The following is a 17987-nucleotide window of genomic DNA, read 5'->3' on the forward strand; positions in this document are numbered from 1 at the left end:
TCACATGTCAGCGGTCGATGCGCGTTGCCTCGCGCTCGTACATCTGCGCCAGCTTCTGGTGAATCCGCCTGGCTTCCACGGTTTGCGCCGCAGCGGCAAGGAGCCGCTCGCGCTGGCTGCAGTGGGTAAGGAACCGCAGCCGGGATTCGAATACCTCAATCATAAGCCGTCCCCGATACTGATACGCCGATCTCTCCCGTTCGTTTCTTGTCAGGAAAAGATATTTACCATGATCCAGGAGCGAACGGAAGGGGCCGCCAAGGAAATATTGCACCGCAGCAAAGGATTGGTGCCGTAGGGAAGGGCGGAAATGCGCGGCTTTTCGACCAAGACCGCACCGCATGGACGCGTCAGCGCGGCGGAATGTGCCGCCCGAGGAATGCAATCATTCCGGCACTGAAAGGATCGTTGCGGTCGCCGGCGACCATGTGGCCGGCACCCGCGACATCGAATATCTCGGTGTGGGGAACGAGGCGCAGCATCTCCGCCACCCCCGCATCGTCAACGACGTCGCTCTTTCCGCCACGGACGAGCAGCGTCGGCAGGGTGACGCAAGGGGCGACCCTGATCAGTTCATCCGAGAAATGCGGTGGCTCGGCCTGCTGGGTCATTTCGAGGATGCGCGGATCCCAATGCCAGTAGTAACGACCGTCGCGCAGCCGCAGATTCTTGCGCAGCCCGCTGACATCCTTGGGCCGCGGCCGTTCCGGATAATAGGCCGAGACCGCGTCGGCCGCCTCCTCCACCGAAGCGAAGCCATCGGGGTTGGCGTTCATGAAGGCATGGATGCGGCGCGCACCGCCCTCGGCCGGGCGCGGCACGATATCGACCAGAACCAGGGCGTCGGCGATCGGCTCGGCATGGCTGCCGACCGCGTAAAAGGAGGTCGCTCCCCCCATGGACGCACCGACCAGGGCCACGGGCCGGCCGACCTTCGCCAATATCGCCATCAGGTCGCCCGCCTGGGTGGTGAAGCGATATTCGCCGTCCGGCGCCCAATCGCTGTCGCCATGGCCCCGCGCGTCGACATTGATGACGCGATAACCCTGATCGACAAGCTGCCCCATCGTCCCCGCCCAGCTGTGCCGGGTCTGGCCGCCGCCGTGCAGCAGGACAACCGAAGGCGCGCCTTCAGGCCCCCCGACATCGGCCACCAAGGTCAATCCGTCCGGGGTTTCGAAACGCTCGACGCGAAAGCTGGTCATGCATCGCGCCTTCCACGGCGGAGGAAGGAAATCAACCTTATTGATCGCCGGCCGCCCCTTGAAAGCGGCTCGGCCACGCCCTAGCTCAACCGTGCGGGCCGGGCCCCTCTGGCGCGGCGCTGACGGCACAGGCCGTGGCGCCACGCGATGTCGGACCGCATCGGTAGATCCGATGCGAAGACGGCGGCCACCAGTCTATCCGCCAAAAGCCATCGGATTTCCCGATCAGACCCTGGTTTGATCAAGAGGAGACCATGATGACCTGGCGGCTCTATCGCCTTACCGAACTCCACCAACGGATCGACAGCGCGCTCCGCGACGAGCGGCGGCGCCCGTTTCCCGACAGCCTGCAGTTGATGCGGCTCAAGCGGCTGAAGCTGTCGATCAAGGACCGGCTGGAGCGCCTGATGCGACGACGCTGACCCAGCGGGCGGGCCGGGATCAGAAACCCAGCCTGCCCGCCGCCTCCGGCTTGGCGGCCACCCTCACCAGTAGGGCAGCGGACCATAGGGGCCGTAATAATCGAAGATCTGCCTGTCGTAGCTGTGGGGCGTGGCGCCGCCGAGCGAGGCGAGTTCGGTCCGGTCGTAGTAGGGCGCGCCTTCCAGGGCCGAGGTATCGAGCGGCACGACGAAGCCGGCGCGTTCGGGGTCGTAGGTCAGCATCGACCACGGCACGGGGTGGAATTTCTCACCGATGCCCAGAAAGCCGCCGAACGACATGATCCCATAGATCACCCGGCCGCTCTCCTTCTCGATCGACAGATCGTCGACATGGCCCATCCTGTCGCCGGCCTTGTTGAACACCGGCGTGTCGTTGACTCGGCTGGCCAGGATCAGCCGATGTTCGCTGGTCCCGTCGGTCGGGGGGGCGGCTTCCGAAAATGGTGCGGTCATCCTTCCTCTCCTGCTGGGCGAACCGAGGCGGCCGAATTGGCCGACGGTTCGCGGATCACGGCAACGCAACGCCATCGAGCGGGCGGGTGACGGACGACCACCCGGCGATCCGCTTCAGCCCCGCGTCGGACGAGCAGCATCCGACGGGGCGGTTTCCGATCATAACATGAATTGGCAGGCGATTGTTCCTATTAGCGAGGCGATCCTCGACATGATGATGCCGGGCTCGACGGACCTTCAACATCACCAAGGCGGTCGTCGAGGGGCATGGCGGCGAGCTGAACTTCGACAGCCGCTCCGGAGATACCGACTTCTGGCTCACGCTGCCGCTCGCAAACGGGCCGACGCCAGACGCCGGCCGGAGCACCCAGCCAGCACAGGCCTGATCAGCACGAGAGACGTCGGGAACATCCCGGAGCGATCCGCAGTTGATCGGCCGTGTCCACCAGTCCCCAGATCGCCACCACCGCCCGTGACGCCTGTGCCGTTTCGCCGTCCTCCGACACCCTGCTGACCGATACGCTGGAGGTGCTGGCATCGGGCTGCGCAGGGGATTGCATCTCGATCGACGACGTGACCTCCGCGCTGGGGAGCAAATGCTTCGCGGGATTGCTGTTCCTGCTGGCCGCGCCCAACATCTTCCCGACCCCGCCCTTCGTCGACATCGCACTGTCGATCCCGCTGATGATCCTGTCGGCGCAGCTGGCCTTCGGCGTGCGCCGCCCCTGGCTGCCCGCCTGGCTGCTCCGCCGCGAAGTGGCGACCGAGAGGTTCGCCGCCATCGCCGGCCGCCTCTCCCCGGTCAGCCGCCGGGTGGAGACCGTGCTGAAGCGGCGGATCGCCCCGCTGACCGGCATATTGGGGCACCGGCTGATCGGCCTGGCCTGCCTCGCCCTGGCGATCATGCTCGCTTTGCCAATCCCGTTCGGCAACGCCCTGCCCGGCGCGGCCATCGCGCTGTTCGCGCTGGGCCTGCTGAACCGGGACGGGATTGCGGTTCTGGCCGGTGTCGCGGCCACGCTGGCCAGCGGCGGCGTGGCGGCGGGGCTGGGCTATGGCGCCTTCCGCATAGGCGAATGGATCGCTGAGGCCCTCTCCTTCCCGATATGACTGCCAGCCACGCCGGCAAGGGCACCGACGGTCGGGAAATGGAGAGGGCCTGCCGGTCTGACCGGCCTCTCCGCGGAGCGATCAGACCGCGACCACGGGGTGACGGATCATGCCGATGCGATCGATCCCGGCTTCGACCACGTCGCCGGGCCACAGCCATTGCTGCGGGTCCCGCCCGGCGCCGACCCCGTCGGGCGTACCGGTGGCGATGATGTCGCCGGGCTCGAGCGTGATGCCGCGGCTGATGTCGGCGATCAGCTCGTCCACCTTGAACAGCATATAGCTGGTGTTCGAACGCTGCTTCTCGACGCCATTCACGGCCAGATGAAGGTCGAGCGTCTGGGGATCGGGTATCTCGTCGCGGGTGACGATGCACGGCCCCATCGGCGCGTAGCCATCCTGCCCCTGCCCATAAAAATGGTGCGCCACCCAGTGGGGTGAGTACCGGTCTCACGAAAAGCTCGGCTCTTGCGGTTTCGAATTTCGGTAAATTCTCGTTTTATGTGAAATTCACGGAACGGCTGGAAGCCGATTTTGAAAGCGCCAGCAAATGCGGGTCTATTGAGCACGCTTTTGCCTGAATTCTCGTTTTCCTGAAACGAGAATTGACTGTCATCCAAACGAGAAATTGAACGTCGGAACCTGCAATATCAAGCCGGTTCAGAGCGGGGCAATCGCGGAAGAAATTTTCGACGGGACCCTTGACCCGCCCTTCCAACTTCTGAGATTAAGGAGACAGGTTCCGGGCAACCGGCGCCTACCTACCTTGGGTGACTGCACGCCTGACCGTGGAGAGCTATGCCTCGTTGAGGTTACGGATAGCTCAGGTTTCAGCACGCCAGACTGATGAGGTAGCGGCTCTGTAATTTACTCGGTCGGGCACATTGTCCGCGCGTAGGATCGACAGCGCCGCACCCGCGATATTCCAGCTCGAACCCGTGTGGGTTCGCGCTGTCGATGTCGCGCTCATGATCATGAGTTATCAGCCGGGGGGCGAGCATGGGTACGTCACGTCGAGATGAATCTACTGAGGATCGGAAGCGGCAGCGCAAGGAGCGTGCGGCGCAAGCTGATTATGAGAACGGTTACTGCAAGACCAATAAGAATAATTGGTTCAAGCACGGTAACCAGGCGGCTCGGAAAACGCCGAAGCCGCCTGCCGATCATGATTGGTCGGCGCCTGACGTAGTCGATCCAAAGAAACGCCCACGCTCATTTAAGGTTACAGACCCTGCGGATGTCGGCGCAGACATGCTCGAAGAGCCCGTGCCGTATACGATCAACGGTAAGCGTACGAAAGTCCCGTTCATCTACGCTGCTCTCGATCAGCTTAGAAAGGACATTCTCACTGGGTCTCGTCGAGATCGTACAGAGAGCATGCGTATGTACATCACAGCTGGCGCCTTTGAGAGGCTAGGTCAGCGTCAGTACCTTCGCGCTCGGGATTTCGAAATGACAAATCGGGCGTGGTGGGAAAGGCGGATGCAAGGCCTCAAGAAGCAAGTGCTTCATGCGGCCTCTAAGGGGAAGCTGACCGACGACAAAGCGTGGGACGAAATCCTGGATTTCTGCCTCTTCGAGGGAGAAGAGGATCGTTTGGCGGCAGAGTTCGCGAAGGACGCAGCCGAGTTCGATGAAGATCCGAGTGGCGCATCGGTTGAAGATGATATGCCGATCGCCGCCGATTTCGCGGACGATTGCGCCGCCGACGACATAGAAAGTACCGATTGCGAAACGACGGAATCATTGGGATCTGAGGTGGGTGGCTCGACTGATGATGCTGCCGATCACTCGATGAAGGGAAAGGAAGAACCGTCGCTCGAGCCGGCCACCGAGATAGATTTTGGTACTGATCTAGACATCGAATCCGCCTCGCCGGCCGTCGACGATCAGCCAGCACACTCTACTCCGTCGCCCGATGCCGGGAGTGGTCCCAAGGGTGCCCTTTGGACTGATTATGTTGTTAGCGGCTCCAACCCAGCCTCGTCTCAAGCATCGTCCGAGCCGCCGGACAGCGCTGAAGTTGAGCAAGAGCCCGACCCACCTACTGGCCACCCGTCGGACATGACCAGTTTCGCCAAGCAAGGTGAGATTATCTTCTGGGCCAAGCAAGGCAACGGATATCAGCAAATCCGTAACAAGGCCGGGTGGAACCACGGCCCCCGAACCAAACACTGAAATCGTCCTTCGCGAGCCCGACAACGATAAGCGGGCTCCTTATCGATCAATTTTGGAGATAGAAGATGGGAGTTCAGGTTCGAGAGCTGCCGCCAGGGCTGAAGCAACAGGTCCAGGAGCGCGAACGCGCACGCCGCAAGGGTCGTGCAGATGAGGTCACTCTTCAGTCCGTCGCATACACCGCCCGCAACGATCTGGCACCCCTCCTGAAGCTCGAGGAGCGGCGTCTGGCAGACCTGAAGGCTGCCGGGCGGCGGGTGCGTAAGAGTGAAGCCGACCAGGTCGAGCGCGTGATGAACGCCATGAAGGTGCTCGGCTATATCGTGCCGATCATCATCAACGCCAGCTGTCAACGCCGGGATAAAAACGGGCCAGGCACCGGTTTAAAATGGGGCCAGTTGGTTTGAACAAAAAGCCCCAAGGTTGAGGCTGGGCAGCATCGGCAGCGGGGAAGCGGCTGGAGCGGAGCGGAAGCCGATTTCCCGCTGCCGATGGCCGCCCGTTCTTAGGTCATTTATCCTCCCCCTTGTCCTTCTGGCGCTTGCGGCTGCTGGCGAGACGGAAGCTGTCACCATTCATCTCGAGAATGTGGACGTGGTGTGTCAGCCGGTCGAGCAGGGCGCCGGTCAGGCGTTCGGAGCCGAACACCGATGTCCATTCATCGAAGGGCAGATTGCTGGTGATCAGCGTGCTGCCGCGTTCATAGCGCTGGCTGAGTACCTCGAACAGCAACTCGCCGCCCACGGCGGTGAATGGTACATATCCCAACTCGTCGAGGATCAGCAGCTTTACAGATGCCAGATGCTTTTGCAGGCTGCGCAAGCGACGCTCGTCGCGAGCCTCCATCAGGTCATGGACCAACGCCGCGGCCGTTGTGAAGGCCACGCTGTGCCCTTTCTGGCACGCAGCCAGTCCTAGCGCGAGGGCGGTGTGGGTCTTACCGGTGCCGCTGGGGCCCAGCGCAATGACATTACGCCGCCGCTCGATCCATTCACCGCGCGCCAGTTCCAGAACCAAGGCCTTGTTCAGTGATGGCTGGGCTGCAAAGTCGAAGGTGTCAAAGCTCTTGGTGTGCGGGAAGCGAGCCATGCGGATACGGCGCTCCACCATCCGGCGCTCGCGATCAATCCGTTCAAGTTCGCACAGGCGCAGCAGATAGCGGGGGTAATCGGCCCGATCCTGCGCGGCCTCGAAGGCGACCTTCTCATACTCGCGCACAAAGGTGGGCAGCTTGAGCGCTTTGAGATGGTTGGCCAGTAGTACAGCGGGCGGCACGCTGGTGGGTTCGGCCTCGATGGCTGGCAGCGGCATCATGGGATCACTCATGCTGCCACTCCCGTCGCTGGAGTGCCTGCCTGCGAGAGCAGGCCCATGTAGGTGCGCGGATCGGTACGCCCGACATTCGCGCGCGGCAAATGCGGGTAAAATTGCAGATCGAGGCGCGGCACACGCTGTTCGAGGCGGGCCAGCGCGATCATCTTGATCGCATCGAAGCTGATTGCCCCCATCTCCAGCGCGCGGGCCACTGCCCATTCCACCAGGGACTGCTCGAAGCGTTCGCATAGCCGCAGCACCTGGATGAACTCGCGCCGTCCCTCTTTGCCGCTGCGCGCCTCCATCAGTCGTCGGATGCGATGCATCGGTTCAGCCAGCACCCAGCCATCGAGCGGCGCTGCCTGATCAAGCGCGCGGGGTTTCTGTTCTAACAGCGCCAGATAGTGCAGCGGGTTGGCAATGAAGTCCTCCCGCTCATAGCTGCGCGGATGCACTGCGATCAGCTCCCCGCCACAGATGATCGCAACCCGATCGACATAGCCTTTGATTACGACCTCCTGGTGGGCATAGGCCGTCGGCACCGAATAATCATTGGTACGATAGCGCACCAGCGACATCGACGAGGCCCGCCCCGTCACCATATGGCAGGGATCGAACGGCACCGCCGGTAGCGGCATAAAGGCCGCCAGATCAGCCACCAGCCTGTCACCGATGCTGCGCTCATGCCCGCGCAAGATGGCCTGTCGTCGCTCCATGCATTGTTCGACAAAGCGCGCGTTCAGCGCATCAAAGCTGGGCGCCTCTGGCCTCGGCACCATGAAGTGGCGCCGGGAATAACCGACCAGCCCCTCGACCTTGCCCTTGTCGTTACCCTTGCCGGGGCGCCCGAATTTGTCTTCGAACAGGTAATGGCTCTGGAGGGTCGAGAACATCCGGCTGCGCTCGCGCTTCCCGTCGCCCAGGATCTGCGCCACTGCCAGCTTGGTGTTGTCATACAGGATCGACTGCGGGATGCCGCCGAAGAAGGCAAAGGCCGCCACGTGCCCTTCGCAAAATGCCTCAGCCACCTCGGCAGGATAGGCTTTAACGAACGGCGCATCGCTGTGCGGCAGGTCCATGCAGAAATAGTGGAACCGCACCAACTTGCCGTCGATGATCCCGTCCGCCTCACCAAAATCCACCTGCGCATGCCCCGGCTTGTGGCTCAATGGTATGAACACCTCGCGGCTGCGCAACTTGGCGCCCGCCACATAGTCGCGAACAATGGTGATGCCGCCGGTGAAGCCATGTTCATCGCGCAGACGCTCGAAAATACGCGCGGCAGTGTGTCGCTGTTTGATGTGAACCTTGCGGTCATCCACCAGGATTTGGTCAATGATGTCGGTAAATCCGGACAGCTTGCGGCTGTAGGTTTGCCCGCTCCGGCCGTGCGCTGCTGGCTCTGGAAAGCACAGCATCTTGTCGACGGTCTTGCGATTGATCCCAAAATACCGGGCGGCAGCGCGACGGCTCATCCCGTCAATCAGCACGGCGCGGCGGACCTTCTGATAAAGCTCCACTCTCTTCATCCTCCACCTCCGCCCAAAAACGGAGGTCTAGCAGGACTGGCCCCTTTTTAATCCGGTGAGACTGGCCGATCCGTGGCCCCTTTTATTCCCGGTGTTCTCAGATTATTTCTAGAAAGCTGATACAGAATTTGTGAAGTGTACGCTCTGGATCGTCAAGCCGCTCTAGCAGAGTAGCTATATGAGCGCGATATTCAATATTCAGACTATCGATAACTGCAGAGAATAGATCTCCTTTTGAAGAAAAATAAGTCCAAAGAGTTGCTTTCGATCCACCGATTTCGGTAGCAATACTGGACATGGTTGTGGCAAAATATCCCTTCGCCAAAAACGACGAGGTAGCGATCGCCAATATCATATCGCGGCGGCCTTGCCGCCGGCTCTCCCGACGGCTTAGTGATTTGGATTCTAATATAATCACGGATTTTCTAACCAAGCGGGATAAATAAACTCCGTAGCTCGTAAACTTGCAATGGGTGGCTCCGAAGGGGATCGGATATGCATGTCGCGCCTATGCGCTTGCTGAGGGAACAATGCTGTCGGCAATCGCATTCGCGAGATCCTCCGCCACGGGCTTGAGCATCGGCGCGATCAGCAGGTTGAGCACGCCGCCCGCCATGCCGGTCGCTTGGACGGTCAGCCGAAAGGCCAGTTGTGTCTCACCCGCTGCGCCGCTCTGCGGCGCAGCGGGTGACGAGGACCGCGTGCCCGTCAGCAGGCCAAGGATATACCGCGGCATCCATGCGAGCAGCCGCGACAGCCCGAGAGCTTCCGGCTGAGGGGGAAGAGCGGGGTGCTCTGACGTCAATTCCCGCGCGATGAAATTGCCGTTGCCGACGACCGGCTCGTTGACGCCCTCGAGCGTGAAACTCACCCGCCCGCTTTCGTCCCATTCGGTGACCAGCGCCTTGAACTCGGCCACGCGGGTCAGGCCGCCCAGTTCGCCCTTCAAATGCCAGATCGATTCCGTATCGCTCAGCTTCTCGTGCCGCTGATAACCGGTCACCAGCGGCGCCCAATTGTCCATGTCGCGCACGAACGGCCAGACTTCGGAAAACGGCGCCGCGACGATCCGCTCATGTTCTACCGACGGCATCGATCAGAACCTGTTGCCGACGGCCGCCGCATTGCGGCCTGCGATATGTCCGAATACCAGCCCTGGCCCCAGATTTCCGCCGGCGCCCGGATAGGCCATGCCGGTGAAACCGCCGCTGACATTGCCGGCGGCGTAGAGACCGTCGATCGCGCCTCCCCGCACGTTCATCACCTCGGACTTCGCGTTGATCTTGGGCCCGCCCTTCGTGCTGAGCACACCCGAATAGACCCGGCAGGCATGGAACGGGCCTCGCTCGATCGGCCCCAGCGTCTGCAGCGCGCCCTCGCGCGACTGGTCGCCATAGGCCAGATCATAGCGACTGCTGCCGCGTCCGAAATCAGGATCACAGCGCTGCTCGACATGCGCATTATACCGCTCCACCGCGGCCTCCAGGCCGTCAGGATCGACGCCGATCTTGCCTGCAAGCTCGCGCAAGCTGTCTGCCGTTTCAATCCAGCTAGGGATCGGATCGCCGGGAAAGCGCGTGGCAAAAGGATAGCTATCCATGTAGCTCTGATCAACGATGATCCACGCTGGCAGATTCGGATAATCGAATGTCATCGCATCGAAATTGTGCATGACCCGGCCGACATCATTGTAATTATGCGCCTCGTTGACGAAGCGTTGGCCCGCGCGGTTCACCATAATCGACCGCGGATTGGAACGTTCGCTCCCTGTCAGCCGATAAAGCTGTCGACCTTCATATTCCTCGCCTGGAATACAGATTGACGGCATCCAAACGGCCTCGTTCGTGTTCGCAATCGCCGCATGCACCTCCATTGCCATGATCAGGCCGTCCCCCTCGTTGAACGGCGGGCTCAGCGGAGCCTCTATCGGGCCTGCAACATGGTCCTTCACCAGCCCCTCGCTCCACTCGAACCCACCGCTCGCCAGGATTACGCCGCGCCGCGCGCCGATTCTGTGCGTCTGCCCTTCGCTTTCATATTCGAGGCCTACCACCGCATCGTTCTCGATCATCAACCGGCGCGCACGCGCGTTCCGCCGAAACACCACCCCTTTGTCCAGCGCGCCCTTGATCAGACCCGCCATCAGCGCCATCCCGAGACCGACAAGACCCTTCGCCATCCGATCCCCGATCACCACAGGGTCCAGCATATCCAGACCACGCTCGATGTCCTCCCAGCACACCGGAATCGGAATGCAAGGGGCTTGTCGAAGATGGGGGCGCAGATCGCCCAGCCCCGCCGTCGGAAACAATTCCGCCGTGACCGACCGGCCGAAGGTGCCGCCGGGCTTTTCCGGCTGATAATCCGGCCTGCGGATGGCGGAGAAGGAAAGCGAAGTCTCATCTTCGACGAAGCGAAGCACGCCAGGGGCTTCGTCGACGAATACCTCGGCCAGCTCCATGTCCATTCCGCCCAGCGAAAGGCTGTGCAGATAGGTCAGCGCCTGCTCACGGGAATCGCTCGAGCCGATCTCGCCCATATGATGATTGTTGGGAATCCAGACGCCGCCGCCCGAAACGGCACTTGTCCCTCCCAGTTTGGCGCTGCGCTCCAGCACGAGCACCTTTGCGCCATGATGTTGCGCGCTGAGCGCAGCGCAAACGCCTGCGGCGCCCGCGCCCACCACAACCACGTCCACGATCTCGTCCCAACTCTGCATCTGCCCTCGCCGTTATGTTTATCCAAGCAGTTTGATCTGTGGTCACGCTTTTGGTGAGAATGAGACGCGACAGGATTTGGGAGTGATGAGTGTTCCGAGCTGGACGATGTAGTCCGGCCTGGGCTCGACGAGTTGGATGTCGGGGAGGCGGTCGAGGAGCCGCCTGAAGGCAGTCTTGATCTCGAGGCGGGCGAGCGGCGCGCCGAGGCAGACATGGCGTCCGAAGCCGAAGCCGAGATGGGTGTTGAAGGGGCGATCGGGATTGAACGCCTCCGGCTTGTCGAATATCTCGGGATCGCGGTTGGCGGAGCCGTAGCAGAGCCGGACGGTCTGGTCGGCGGCGATGGTGACGTCGCCGAAGTCGACCGGCTCGACGGTGGTGCGATGGAAGGCCTGGAAGGGCGAGGAGAGGCGCACGGCCTCCTCGATCGCCGCGGTCATGACCTTGTCGTCAGCCAGCATGCGCGCCCTGAGATCGGCCGAGGGCAGCGCATGGAGCAGCAGGGTCCCCAGGGCCGAGGTGGTCGTCTCGTGACCGGCGACGAAGAAGCCGGTCATGAAGGTCGCGATGTCGCCGTCGCTCATCGGCCGCCCCTCGATCTCGACATGCGCGATCCGGGTCAGATAGTCGTCAAGCGGCTGCGCCCGCCGCGCATTGATCTCGTCGATGACGGTCGCGCCGATCTGCTGCATGACCGCGCCCTGATCGGCGCCCGAGGTTGTGGTGAAGCGATCGGCCAGCTCGTGGATGCGCTCGACCGACACGCCGGTCATGCCGATCGTCTCGCACAGGCCCAGCACGGGCAGCGGCCTGGCGAACTCCTTGACCAGATCGCATTCGCCCTTGGCAGCGAAACGATCGATCACGCTGTCGGCAATCGCCTCCAGCCGGGGCGCCACCGCCTTGAGCCGGGCCGGGGTTATCGCCTCCATGTACAGGCTGCGCCAGAAGCCATGCTCGGGCGGGTCCATCTCGATGGCCGGAAGCCGGCCCGTGTCGAGATGCGCCGGCAACCGCACACCCTTGAGCGCCGAAGAGAAATGCCGGAAGTCCAGCGCCGCGTCGCGGACATCCTTGTAGCGCGTCAGCCAGTGGAAACCGCCCTGCGCGTTGCTATGCCGAATCGGGCAGCCCCGAAGCTGGCCGTACAGATCGTAGATGCCCTGCAGGTCCTGCATGGCCAGCGGATCCTCGCCTCGGCTTTCCGGCGTCGCCATCGCGTCGTCATCTGGTCGCTGCGCCATCTGATCCTCATCCTCTGCTGATCCGGCGCAGCGCCTCGCGGCCCGCTGCCGTCCTTGTCCTTCGAAACAACCAGCGATCTGCCATCCCCACATATCGTTGTCAAGACAACGATATGTGGGGATGGCAGTGCAGATATCTGAAAAGATTACCGCTTATCCGACGAAGACTGTCGGCGTATTCAATCCTCGGGCGCTATCACGACACGCAGCATGTCCATCTCCGCCGTGAGGTTCAATTGGCATGAAAGGCGCGATCGGGCGGTCCTGTGATCCGAACTGTCCAGAAGATCGCTCTCGTCTTCGCTGACGGGCGGAAGCAGAGACGCGGATTCCTCGTCCACATAGACATGACACGTCGCGCATGAGCAGCAGCCGCCGCAGAGTGCGAGAAGTTCGTCGATGCCGGCGTCCCGGATGATCTCCATTACGGACAGGCCGGGATCGGCGGAAATCTCGTGCTCGGTTCCATCGCGTGTCACGATTTGGATTTTGGGCATGATTCTGGCCTTTGTTGTGGGTAACGACCTGCCGACAAGGGCAGCTGTCAAATAGGATGATCGGTGGGTGCGCCTTCGATCGGCGCTAGAATTGGACCTGATCGCCGCCCTTCAGGCCTAGCATCGCGCGCGTTTCCTGGGGCGTTGCAGGCTCCAATCCCATTTCACCGAGAATGCGCCTGACCTTCTGAACCTGCTCCGCATTCGATGCAGCCAGGCGTCCGCGCTCGATGAACAGACTGTCCTCCAGCCCGACGCGGACATTGCCGCCCAGCTGTGCGGCCATCGTGCAGACCGGCATCTGGAACTTGCCGGCCCCCAGCACCGACCAGATATAATCGTTTCCGAACAGTCGATCGGCTGTCCGCTTCATGAACATCACATTGTCCAGATCGCCGCCGATTCCGCCAAGGATACCAAAGATCGTCTGGACGAAGAACGGCGGCTTGGCGATGCCTTTGTCGACGAAATAGGCCAAATTATAGAGATGACCGACGTCATAGCACTCATGCTCGAAGCGTGTGCCGTGATCGGCCAGAAGTTCATAATTATTTCGGATATCGGCGAAGGTATTCCGGAAGATGAACTTCTCGCTGTCCAGAATATACTGATCTTCCCAGGGAAATTTCCACTGCGTGACCTTCCGTCCCATATCGTGGAACGAGAAGTTCATCGAACCCATGTTCAGCGAGCACATTTCAGGCGAGAATGTCAGAGCCGCGGCCAATCGATCCTGGGGCGACATATCGGGACTGCCGCCGGTGGTGAGATTGATGACGGCGTCGGTCCCCTGTTTGATGATCGGCAGGAACTCCCGGTAGACATCGGGGCTTCCCGTCGGCGCGCCAGTCTCCGGATCCCGGGCGTGGATATGGAGTATGGCGGCCCCGGCTTCAGCGGCCTCGATCGCCTGAGCGGCCAGATCGGCGGGCTTGTAGGGAAGCGCGTCCGACAATGTCGGCGTATGGATACCGCCGGTTATGGCGCAGGTTATGATGACCTTTCTGGTCATGCCATTTCCTTCTTTCGGGGATGGGTTTCGATCAGGAACAGCGAGAGCACGAAGCCCAGCGCGATGGCGCCCAGCGGCAGCCACAGGATATGAGCGATGCCGAAGCGATCCGCGAACTGGCCGGCCGCCATCGGAGCAAGCCCCCCGCCGAGCAGCTCGCCGACGGCGATGACCATGCCCGACGCGGTGGCCATTAACGAAACCGGCACCGTCTCGGCGCAGATCGGTCCGACGGTCAGGGTGATCGCCGCATTGTTGAAAAAGTGGACCGCGAAGAGGGTGAGAAACAGTCCGGTCACGCCGGCGGACAACAAGGACAGGTTCCACAGCGCGGCAAAAGCCCCCAACGTGCAAAGCACCATGACGGGCTTTCTGCCGACCTTGTCCGACAACCACGACAAAATCAGGGCGCCCGCCGCAGACCCGAAACCGATCGCGGACATCACCCCACCCATCTGCGGCTCGGAAAGACCCAGATGGTCGATCAGATAGCTCGGCATGAAGGCGCTGGTCGTGATCAGGCAGGTCAGCCAGCATAGCATCAGCACCATCAGCAATTTGATGTTGCGATAGCCCAACAACTGACGCCAATTGGCGAACGTGCCGTGACCATAAACATGGTGATGAAGATGGCTTCCATCATCGGCCGTGGAATCCGGGATCCACCGCCAGGTTGCCCAGGCGACCACCAGGCCGGGAAGCGTGAAAACCAGGAAAATCCAGCGCCAGTTTATGAACTCGATCAGATAGGCGACCAGCAGGGGCGCTAGACCCAGCCCGAACAGCGCCAGGCTCATCTGCTGGATGCCGATGTTGCGGCCGTGCCGATCGGGCGCCGAACAGGCGATTGTCGCTGATATGCTGGCCGGCGTGAACGCGCCGTCCGCAAATCCCATCACGACGCGGACGGCGATAAGGCCGAGCAACCCGGCGGCCAGACCGCTGGCGCCGATCAGCAGCGAGAAGACGATGAGCGAGCCGACCAGCACCTTGCGTCGTCCGATCCGATCCGCGGCATTGCCCATGACCAGCGCGGCAACGCCCCAGGCGAATGCCAGAACGCCGGCGATCGTCCCGATGTCGCCATAGTCGAGGCTCAGATCGCGGGCGATCGCGGGAAACATGGTCGAGATCAGGAATCGATCGATTCCGACCAACCCGAAGCCGAGGGAAAGAATGACGACGGCGCGCAGCTCGTTCGAAGCGGGCTGATTATCGGCCACCCCCTGCCCTCCTCTCCTTGTCCGCCTTGACGAGATACGCGACGAGATCGTCGCGGAGACGCGTCTTCTGCTCGTCGGTCCACGGACGAAATCCTTCGCCCGATTTGAAGCCCAGATCGCCGGCCTCGACCTTCGCCTTCAGAAGGGCGTGGGGTTCGGCATGCCGGTCCAGTTCCGGCATCATCGTGCGGTGGATGTCGAGCGTCAGATCGAGACCAACGAGATCCGCATTCTCCAGGGGGCCGAGCACCGGAAGACGCAGGCCGAAGCTGTTCTTCACGCACGCGTCGAGCGTGGCGGCGTCGCACACGCCCTCCGCCACCATGGCGATCGCCTCGCGCCATAGCGCATGCTGGAGGCGATTGGCGACGAACCCGGCGATGTCTTTTTTCACATGCGCGGGCTTCTTGCCGACGCTGGTGAGAAGATTCATCGTCGCCCTGATCGTGGCGTCGGATGTCTCGACGCCTTGGATCACCTCGACGAGGGGAATTAGCGTCGCCGGGTTCCACCAGTGCGTGCCGACCATCCGCTCGGCCGTCGGCAGTCCCTCGGTTATGCTCCCGATCGGCATGACCGAGCTGTTGCTGGCAAGAATCGCATCGCGCGGGGCCAGCTCGATGAGCTGGGTAAAGATCGACCGCTTGAGAAGCAGCTTTTCCGGAGCGGCCTCGGTCACGAAAGCGGCATGCCGCACGGCCTCTGCCATGTCGGATGTGACGACGACATTGGTAGCGAGGTTCGGATCGTCTCCAACCTGCGCCAGCCCCGCACCTATCCGCTCGATCAGGGTCGTTCGAACCGCCTCGAACGGCTCGTGAACGAACACCTCATGCCCGGCGGCGGCAAAGACTTGCGCGATCCCCGCGCCCATCATTCCGCCGCCAATGATCGCGATACGCGCCTTGGTCATCGCTCAGCCCGCCGTATAGCCGCCGTCGGCATAGATGATATGCCCGGTATGGAAGTCGGAAGCGCGACTGCAGAGAAACAGCAGAGGGCCGGCTAGGTCCTCCGGCTCGCCAAGGCGGCCGACGGGCACCCGGGCCAGAAAACCGTTACGCACATTCGTCGCATGCTCGTTGTCCTCGAACATCCAGGCGGTGAGCGGTGAGCGGAAAACGGTTGGCGCGATCGCGTTGACCGTGATCCCGTGCTTGCCCCATTCGCAGCCCAAAGCCTTGGTCAAACCATCCACCGCGGACTTCGAGGTGCAATAAGCGGAGTAGCCCGCCGGATGGCCGAGCTTGCCACGCGCCGATGAGGTGAAGACCACCTTGCCGCCGCGTCCCTGCGCGATCATGCGCTGGCCTGCCGCGCGGGCCATCGACCAGGCGCCCTCGACATTCGCCTGCATCACCTTCTGGAATCGTCCGGACGTAAGATCGCCGATCATGCCGACGTCGTTCACGCCGGAGGCGATCACCAGGATGTCGACCCCGCCATAAGCTTCAATGGCGGCATCGACGATCGCGTCGCAATCGGCTTCGCCGTTCGGACGACGATTGACCGCAACCGCCGCCACGCCCGCTTCAGCCAGTTCGGCGCCCAGCGCGGCGAGCTCATCCTTGTTGCCCGCCGTTATCACCAGACGCGCACCGGCCCTCCCAAGCGTCGCGCATACGACCTTGCCGAAGGACCCGGTGGCCCCGACGACGATCGCAGATTTTCCGGCGACGTCGAACAGGCCGGCGGTGTCGATCGCGGGCAGGCTCATGCCGTCTTCTCCGGATAGGGCATCACGACAAGCATGGCCGCGACGCTATTTGCGTCGTTGCGCACGGCGCGCGCTTCGCCGGCGGGAATGAAGCAGCTGTCGAGCTTGCCGAGAATATGGGTTTCGCCCGAACCCAGCTCGATCGTTACTTCACCTTCGATCACGACATAGATTTTGCCGAGCGCTCCGGCGTCCATCTCGGCCCCGCCGCCCGGTAGGAAGTAAGACAGCCCGGTCCAGCCGAAATCAGCGCTGCTGGCCTCCAGTCCCTGCAGGCGCAGCGACCGCATGTCGTAATGTTTTGGGGCGATATAGGCCTTGGCATCGGCCAGCCGGGTAATGTCCATTTCGAAGCACTCTCCAGTCGCAAGGCCCAGCCTGGCGGGAAAAAAGGCGTGACGGAGCCGAGCCCCGTCACGCCGCCGACCATCAGTCGTTGTCCTTGCCGGTCTCGATCCGGAAGTTTCCGGTCGGGTCTACGATGGCGACGAGGCGCACGATGCAGCCGTCGCCTTTTTTCCAGCGCCACGGGAACGCCGCAAAGGTCACGCGCTTTCCGGTCACCTTGTCGATATCGCCGCCGACATTCTCGAAGCCGCAGATCCCGGCCGACAAGATCGCCTTGTGACAGGGCTCCCATTCGGGGAAATCCTCGATCACCTTGCGGCCGGTGAGATCCTCATATTCGCGGTTGATGTGCGGGATGAGGCCATTGGGCGCGCCCGGGCCGTGCGGTCCGATCGCGGTGCCCAGTGGATGGTCCAGCGCCTGGGTGTCGGACCCGCACATCTTCACCTTGCGCTTGACGAACCACTCGCCAGCATCCTTGTAGAAGCCGGGCGAATAGCCGTAATAATGCATGTTATCGCCATAATATTTATGCCAGCCGGTGTTGACGATGACGATGTCACCTTCCCGGATTTGCGGCCGCGCGTTTTCCAGATCTTCGGCGGTGATTACCTCCCACTTCTTCTTAGGAATGGACACGATCACGCCCGATCCGAAGAAATAGGGCAGCGGCACTTCATCCATGAACGGCGTGCCCTCGACCACATGGGCCGGCGCGTCGATATGCGTGCCCGAATGCATGACCGTGGTGATCCGCTGGGTCAGGACGCCCGACTTGGACATGCCGTGCAGCCGCTCGATCTTCACATCCTCGAAATAGGGCCAGCACGGCTGGCCGAGGCCCCATGGATGGCTCAGATCGTAGAATTCCAGGCCCATCGCGTTCGACAGATTGCTCTGCTTGAACACCGACAGACTATCGTCGCGCCAATCGCCTTCTTCCCAACCGGGCATGACTTTCTCCTTTGAAAATTGCTTCTTGAGGTCTCCGGCA

The 17987-nt window shown here is 62.1% G+C and carries 21 protein-coding genes; 4 read left to right on the plus strand and 17 right to left on the minus strand.

The annotated features are described in order from the left end of the window. Positions 1-7: 7 nt before the first annotated feature. Together CMV14_RS26790 and CMV14_RS14415 are read right to left on the minus strand one after the other, a co-directional pair. Positions 8-163, minus strand: coding sequence for a hypothetical protein (locus tag CMV14_RS26790; protein WP_192876291.1), 156 nt, complete (start codon positions 161-163; stop codon positions 8-10). 187 nt (positions 164-350) lie between these two features. Beyond that, entirely contained in the window at positions 351-1205 is an 855-nt protein-coding gene (locus tag CMV14_RS14415) for an alpha/beta fold hydrolase (RefSeq protein WP_066967357.1), read from the minus strand. 254 nt (positions 1206-1459) lie between these two features. Here CMV14_RS14415 and CMV14_RS14420 point away from each other — a divergent pair, with 254 nt between their 5' ends. Then, on the plus strand, positions 1460-1627 hold the full coding sequence (locus CMV14_RS14420; RefSeq protein ID WP_238147045.1) for a YdcH family protein: 168 nt from the start codon (positions 1460-1462) through the stop codon (positions 1625-1627). A 63-nt stretch (positions 1628-1690) separates the two neighbouring features. On the opposite strand, the gene CMV14_RS14425 is transcribed toward CMV14_RS14420, so the two are convergent. Further along, on the minus strand, positions 1691-2101 hold the full coding sequence (locus CMV14_RS14425) for a PRC-barrel domain-containing protein (RefSeq protein ID WP_066967360.1): 411 nt from the start codon (positions 2099-2101) through the stop codon (positions 1691-1693). 438 nt (positions 2102-2539) lie between these two features. On the opposite strand from CMV14_RS14425, the gene CMV14_RS14430 reads away from it, so the two are divergent. Then, the gene (locus CMV14_RS14430) at positions 2540-3211 is read left to right on the plus strand and encodes an exopolysaccharide biosynthesis protein (RefSeq protein WP_083216025.1); all 672 of its coding nucleotides are present in this window, start codon (positions 2540-2542) and stop codon (positions 3209-3211) included. Between the two features lie 81 nt (positions 3212-3292). Here CMV14_RS14430 and CMV14_RS14435 read toward each other — a convergent pair whose 3' ends face one another. Continuing rightward, positions 3293-3640, minus strand: coding sequence for a fumarylacetoacetate hydrolase family protein (locus CMV14_RS14435; RefSeq protein WP_238147046.1), 348 nt, complete (start codon positions 3638-3640; stop codon positions 3293-3295). A gap of 570 nt (positions 3641-4210) precedes the next feature. Between CMV14_RS14435 and CMV14_RS14440 the strand changes: the two genes are divergently transcribed. Next, a complete protein-coding gene (locus CMV14_RS14440; RefSeq protein WP_139114762.1) occupies positions 4211-5389 on the plus strand; it encodes a hypothetical protein in 1179 nt (392 codons plus the stop codon). 65 nt (positions 5390-5454) lie between these two features. Then, positions 5455-5796: a ParB N-terminal domain-containing protein gene (locus CMV14_RS14445; protein WP_096367748.1), complete on the plus strand. Its 342-nt coding sequence runs from the start codon at positions 5455-5457 to the stop codon at positions 5794-5796. A gap of 103 nt (positions 5797-5899) precedes the next feature. Here CMV14_RS14445 and istB read toward each other — a convergent pair whose 3' ends face one another. The 13 genes from istB to CMV14_RS14510 form a co-directional block, all read right to left on the minus strand. Next, positions 5900-6700, minus strand: coding sequence for an IS21-like element helper ATPase IstB (gene istB / locus CMV14_RS14450; RefSeq protein ID WP_066970386.1), 801 nt, complete (start codon positions 6698-6700; stop codon positions 5900-5902). Positions 6701-6711: 11 nt separating this feature from the next. Further along, positions 6712-8232, minus strand: a complete 1521-nt coding sequence (gene istA, locus CMV14_RS14455; RefSeq protein ID WP_096367681.1) for an IS21 family transposase — start codon at positions 8230-8232, stop codon at positions 6712-6714. Positions 8233-8329: 97 nt separating this feature from the next. Continuing rightward, complete coding sequence (locus CMV14_RS27590; protein WP_139114842.1) at positions 8330-8587, minus strand: TetR/AcrR family transcriptional regulator; 258 nt, start codon at positions 8585-8587, stop codon at positions 8330-8332. A 153-nt stretch (positions 8588-8740) separates the two neighbouring features. Further along, positions 8741-9325, minus strand: coding sequence for an SRPBCC family protein (locus CMV14_RS14465; protein ID WP_066970367.1), 585 nt, complete (start codon positions 9323-9325; stop codon positions 8741-8743). 3 nt (positions 9326-9328) lie between these two features. After that, a complete protein-coding gene (locus CMV14_RS14470; RefSeq protein ID WP_066970364.1) occupies positions 9329-10951 on the minus strand; it encodes an FAD-dependent oxidoreductase in 1623 nt (540 codons plus the stop codon). Positions 10952-10993: 42 nt separating this feature from the next. Further along, positions 10994-12196, minus strand: coding sequence for a cytochrome P450 (locus CMV14_RS14475; RefSeq protein WP_066970395.1), 1203 nt, complete (start codon positions 12194-12196; stop codon positions 10994-10996). 179 nt (positions 12197-12375) lie between these two features. Beyond that, entirely contained in the window at positions 12376-12693 is a 318-nt protein-coding gene (locus tag CMV14_RS14480; protein WP_066969602.1) for a 2Fe-2S iron-sulfur cluster-binding protein, read from the minus strand. 85 nt (positions 12694-12778) lie between these two features. After that, the gene (kce, locus tag CMV14_RS14485) at positions 12779-13705 is read right to left on the minus strand and encodes a 3,5-dioxohexanoate:acetyl-CoA acetone transferase (RefSeq protein WP_066969604.1); all 927 of its coding nucleotides are present in this window, start codon (positions 13703-13705) and stop codon (positions 12779-12781) included. After that, positions 13702-14928, minus strand: coding sequence for an MFS transporter (locus CMV14_RS14490; protein WP_066969606.1), 1227 nt, complete (start codon positions 14926-14928; stop codon positions 13702-13704). The genes kce and CMV14_RS14490 overlap by 4 nt, the downstream gene beginning before the upstream one ends. Next, positions 14918-15841 carry a 3-hydroxyacyl-CoA dehydrogenase family protein gene (locus tag CMV14_RS14495; protein ID WP_066969608.1) on the minus strand — a complete coding sequence of 308 codons (924 nt, stop codon included), beginning with the start codon at positions 15839-15841 and terminating at the stop codon, positions 14918-14920. The genes CMV14_RS14490 and CMV14_RS14495 overlap by 11 nt, the downstream gene beginning before the upstream one ends. Before the next feature lie 3 nt (positions 15842-15844). Beyond that, positions 15845-16645, minus strand: coding sequence for an SDR family NAD(P)-dependent oxidoreductase (locus CMV14_RS14500; protein WP_066969610.1), 801 nt, complete (start codon positions 16643-16645; stop codon positions 15845-15847). Next, positions 16642-16992: a cupin domain-containing protein gene (locus tag CMV14_RS14505; RefSeq protein ID WP_066969612.1), complete on the minus strand. Its 351-nt coding sequence runs from the start codon at positions 16990-16992 to the stop codon at positions 16642-16644. Before CMV14_RS14505 ends, CMV14_RS14500 begins: the two co-directional genes overlap by 4 nt. 82 nt (positions 16993-17074) lie before the next feature. Continuing rightward, complete coding sequence (locus tag CMV14_RS14510; protein WP_066969614.1) at positions 17075-17947, minus strand: cyclase family protein; 873 nt, start codon at positions 17945-17947, stop codon at positions 17075-17077. Between the last annotated feature and the right edge of the window lie 40 nt (positions 17948-17987).

The sequence above is a fragment of the Rhizorhabdus dicambivorans genome (assembly GCF_002355275.1).
Classification (GTDB): Bacteria; Pseudomonadota; Alphaproteobacteria; order Sphingomonadales; family Sphingomonadaceae; genus Rhizorhabdus; species Rhizorhabdus dicambivorans.

Bases quoted from the DNA above. Each gene is read 5' to 3' on its own strand.
- CMV14_RS14415 (WP_066967357.1), bottom strand. From the start codon at position 1,205: ATGACCAGCTTTCGCGTCGAGCGTTTCGAAACCCCGGACGGATTGACC.
- CMV14_RS14500 (WP_066969610.1), bottom strand. From the start codon at position 16,645: ATGAGCCTGCCCGCGATCGACACCGCCGGCCTGTTCGACGTCGCCGGA.
- CMV14_RS14440 (WP_139114762.1), top strand. From the start codon at position 4,211: ATGGGTACGTCACGTCGAGATGAATCTACTGAGGATCGGAAGCGGCAG.
- kce (WP_066969604.1), bottom strand. From the start codon at position 13,705: ATGACCAGAAAGGTCATCATAACCTGCGCCATAACCGGCGGTATCCAT.
- istB (WP_066970386.1), bottom strand. From the start codon at position 6,700: ATGCCGCTGCCAGCCATCGAGGCCGAACCCACCAGCGTGCCGCCCGCT.
- CMV14_RS14510 (WP_066969614.1), bottom strand. From the start codon at position 17,947: ATGCCCGGTTGGGAAGAAGGCGATTGGCGCGACGATAGTCTGTCGGTG.
- CMV14_RS14505 (WP_066969612.1), bottom strand. From the start codon at position 16,992: ATGGACATTACCCGGCTGGCCGATGCCAAGGCCTATATCGCCCCAAAA.
- istA (WP_096367681.1), bottom strand. From the start codon at position 8,232: ATGAAGAGAGTGGAGCTTTATCAGAAGGTCCGCCGCGCCGTGCTGATT.
- CMV14_RS14465 (WP_066970367.1), bottom strand. From the start codon at position 9,325: ATGCCGTCGGTAGAACATGAGCGGATCGTCGCGGCGCCGTTTTCCGAA.
- CMV14_RS14425 (WP_066967360.1), bottom strand. From the start codon at position 2,101: ATGACCGCACCATTTTCGGAAGCCGCCCCCCCGACCGACGGGACCAGC.
- CMV14_RS14445 (WP_096367748.1), top strand. From the start codon at position 5,455: ATGGGAGTTCAGGTTCGAGAGCTGCCGCCAGGGCTGAAGCAACAGGTC.
- CMV14_RS26790 (WP_192876291.1), bottom strand. From the start codon at position 163: ATGATTGAGGTATTCGAATCCCGGCTGCGGTTCCTTACCCACTGCAGC.
- CMV14_RS14475 (WP_066970395.1), bottom strand. From the start codon at position 12,196: ATGGCGCAGCGACCAGATGACGACGCGATGGCGACGCCGGAAAGCCGA.
- CMV14_RS14420 (WP_238147045.1), top strand. From the start codon at position 1,460: ATGATGACCTGGCGGCTCTATCGCCTTACCGAACTCCACCAACGGATC.
- CMV14_RS14470 (WP_066970364.1), bottom strand. From the start codon at position 10,951: ATGCAGAGTTGGGACGAGATCGTGGACGTGGTTGTGGTGGGCGCGGGC.
- CMV14_RS27590 (WP_139114842.1), bottom strand. From the start codon at position 8,587: ATGATATTGGCGATCGCTACCTCGTCGTTTTTGGCGAAGGGATATTTT.
- CMV14_RS14480 (WP_066969602.1), bottom strand. From the start codon at position 12,693: ATGCCCAAAATCCAAATCGTGACACGCGATGGAACCGAGCACGAGATT.
- CMV14_RS14495 (WP_066969608.1), bottom strand. From the start codon at position 15,841: ATGACCAAGGCGCGTATCGCGATCATTGGCGGCGGAATGATGGGCGCG.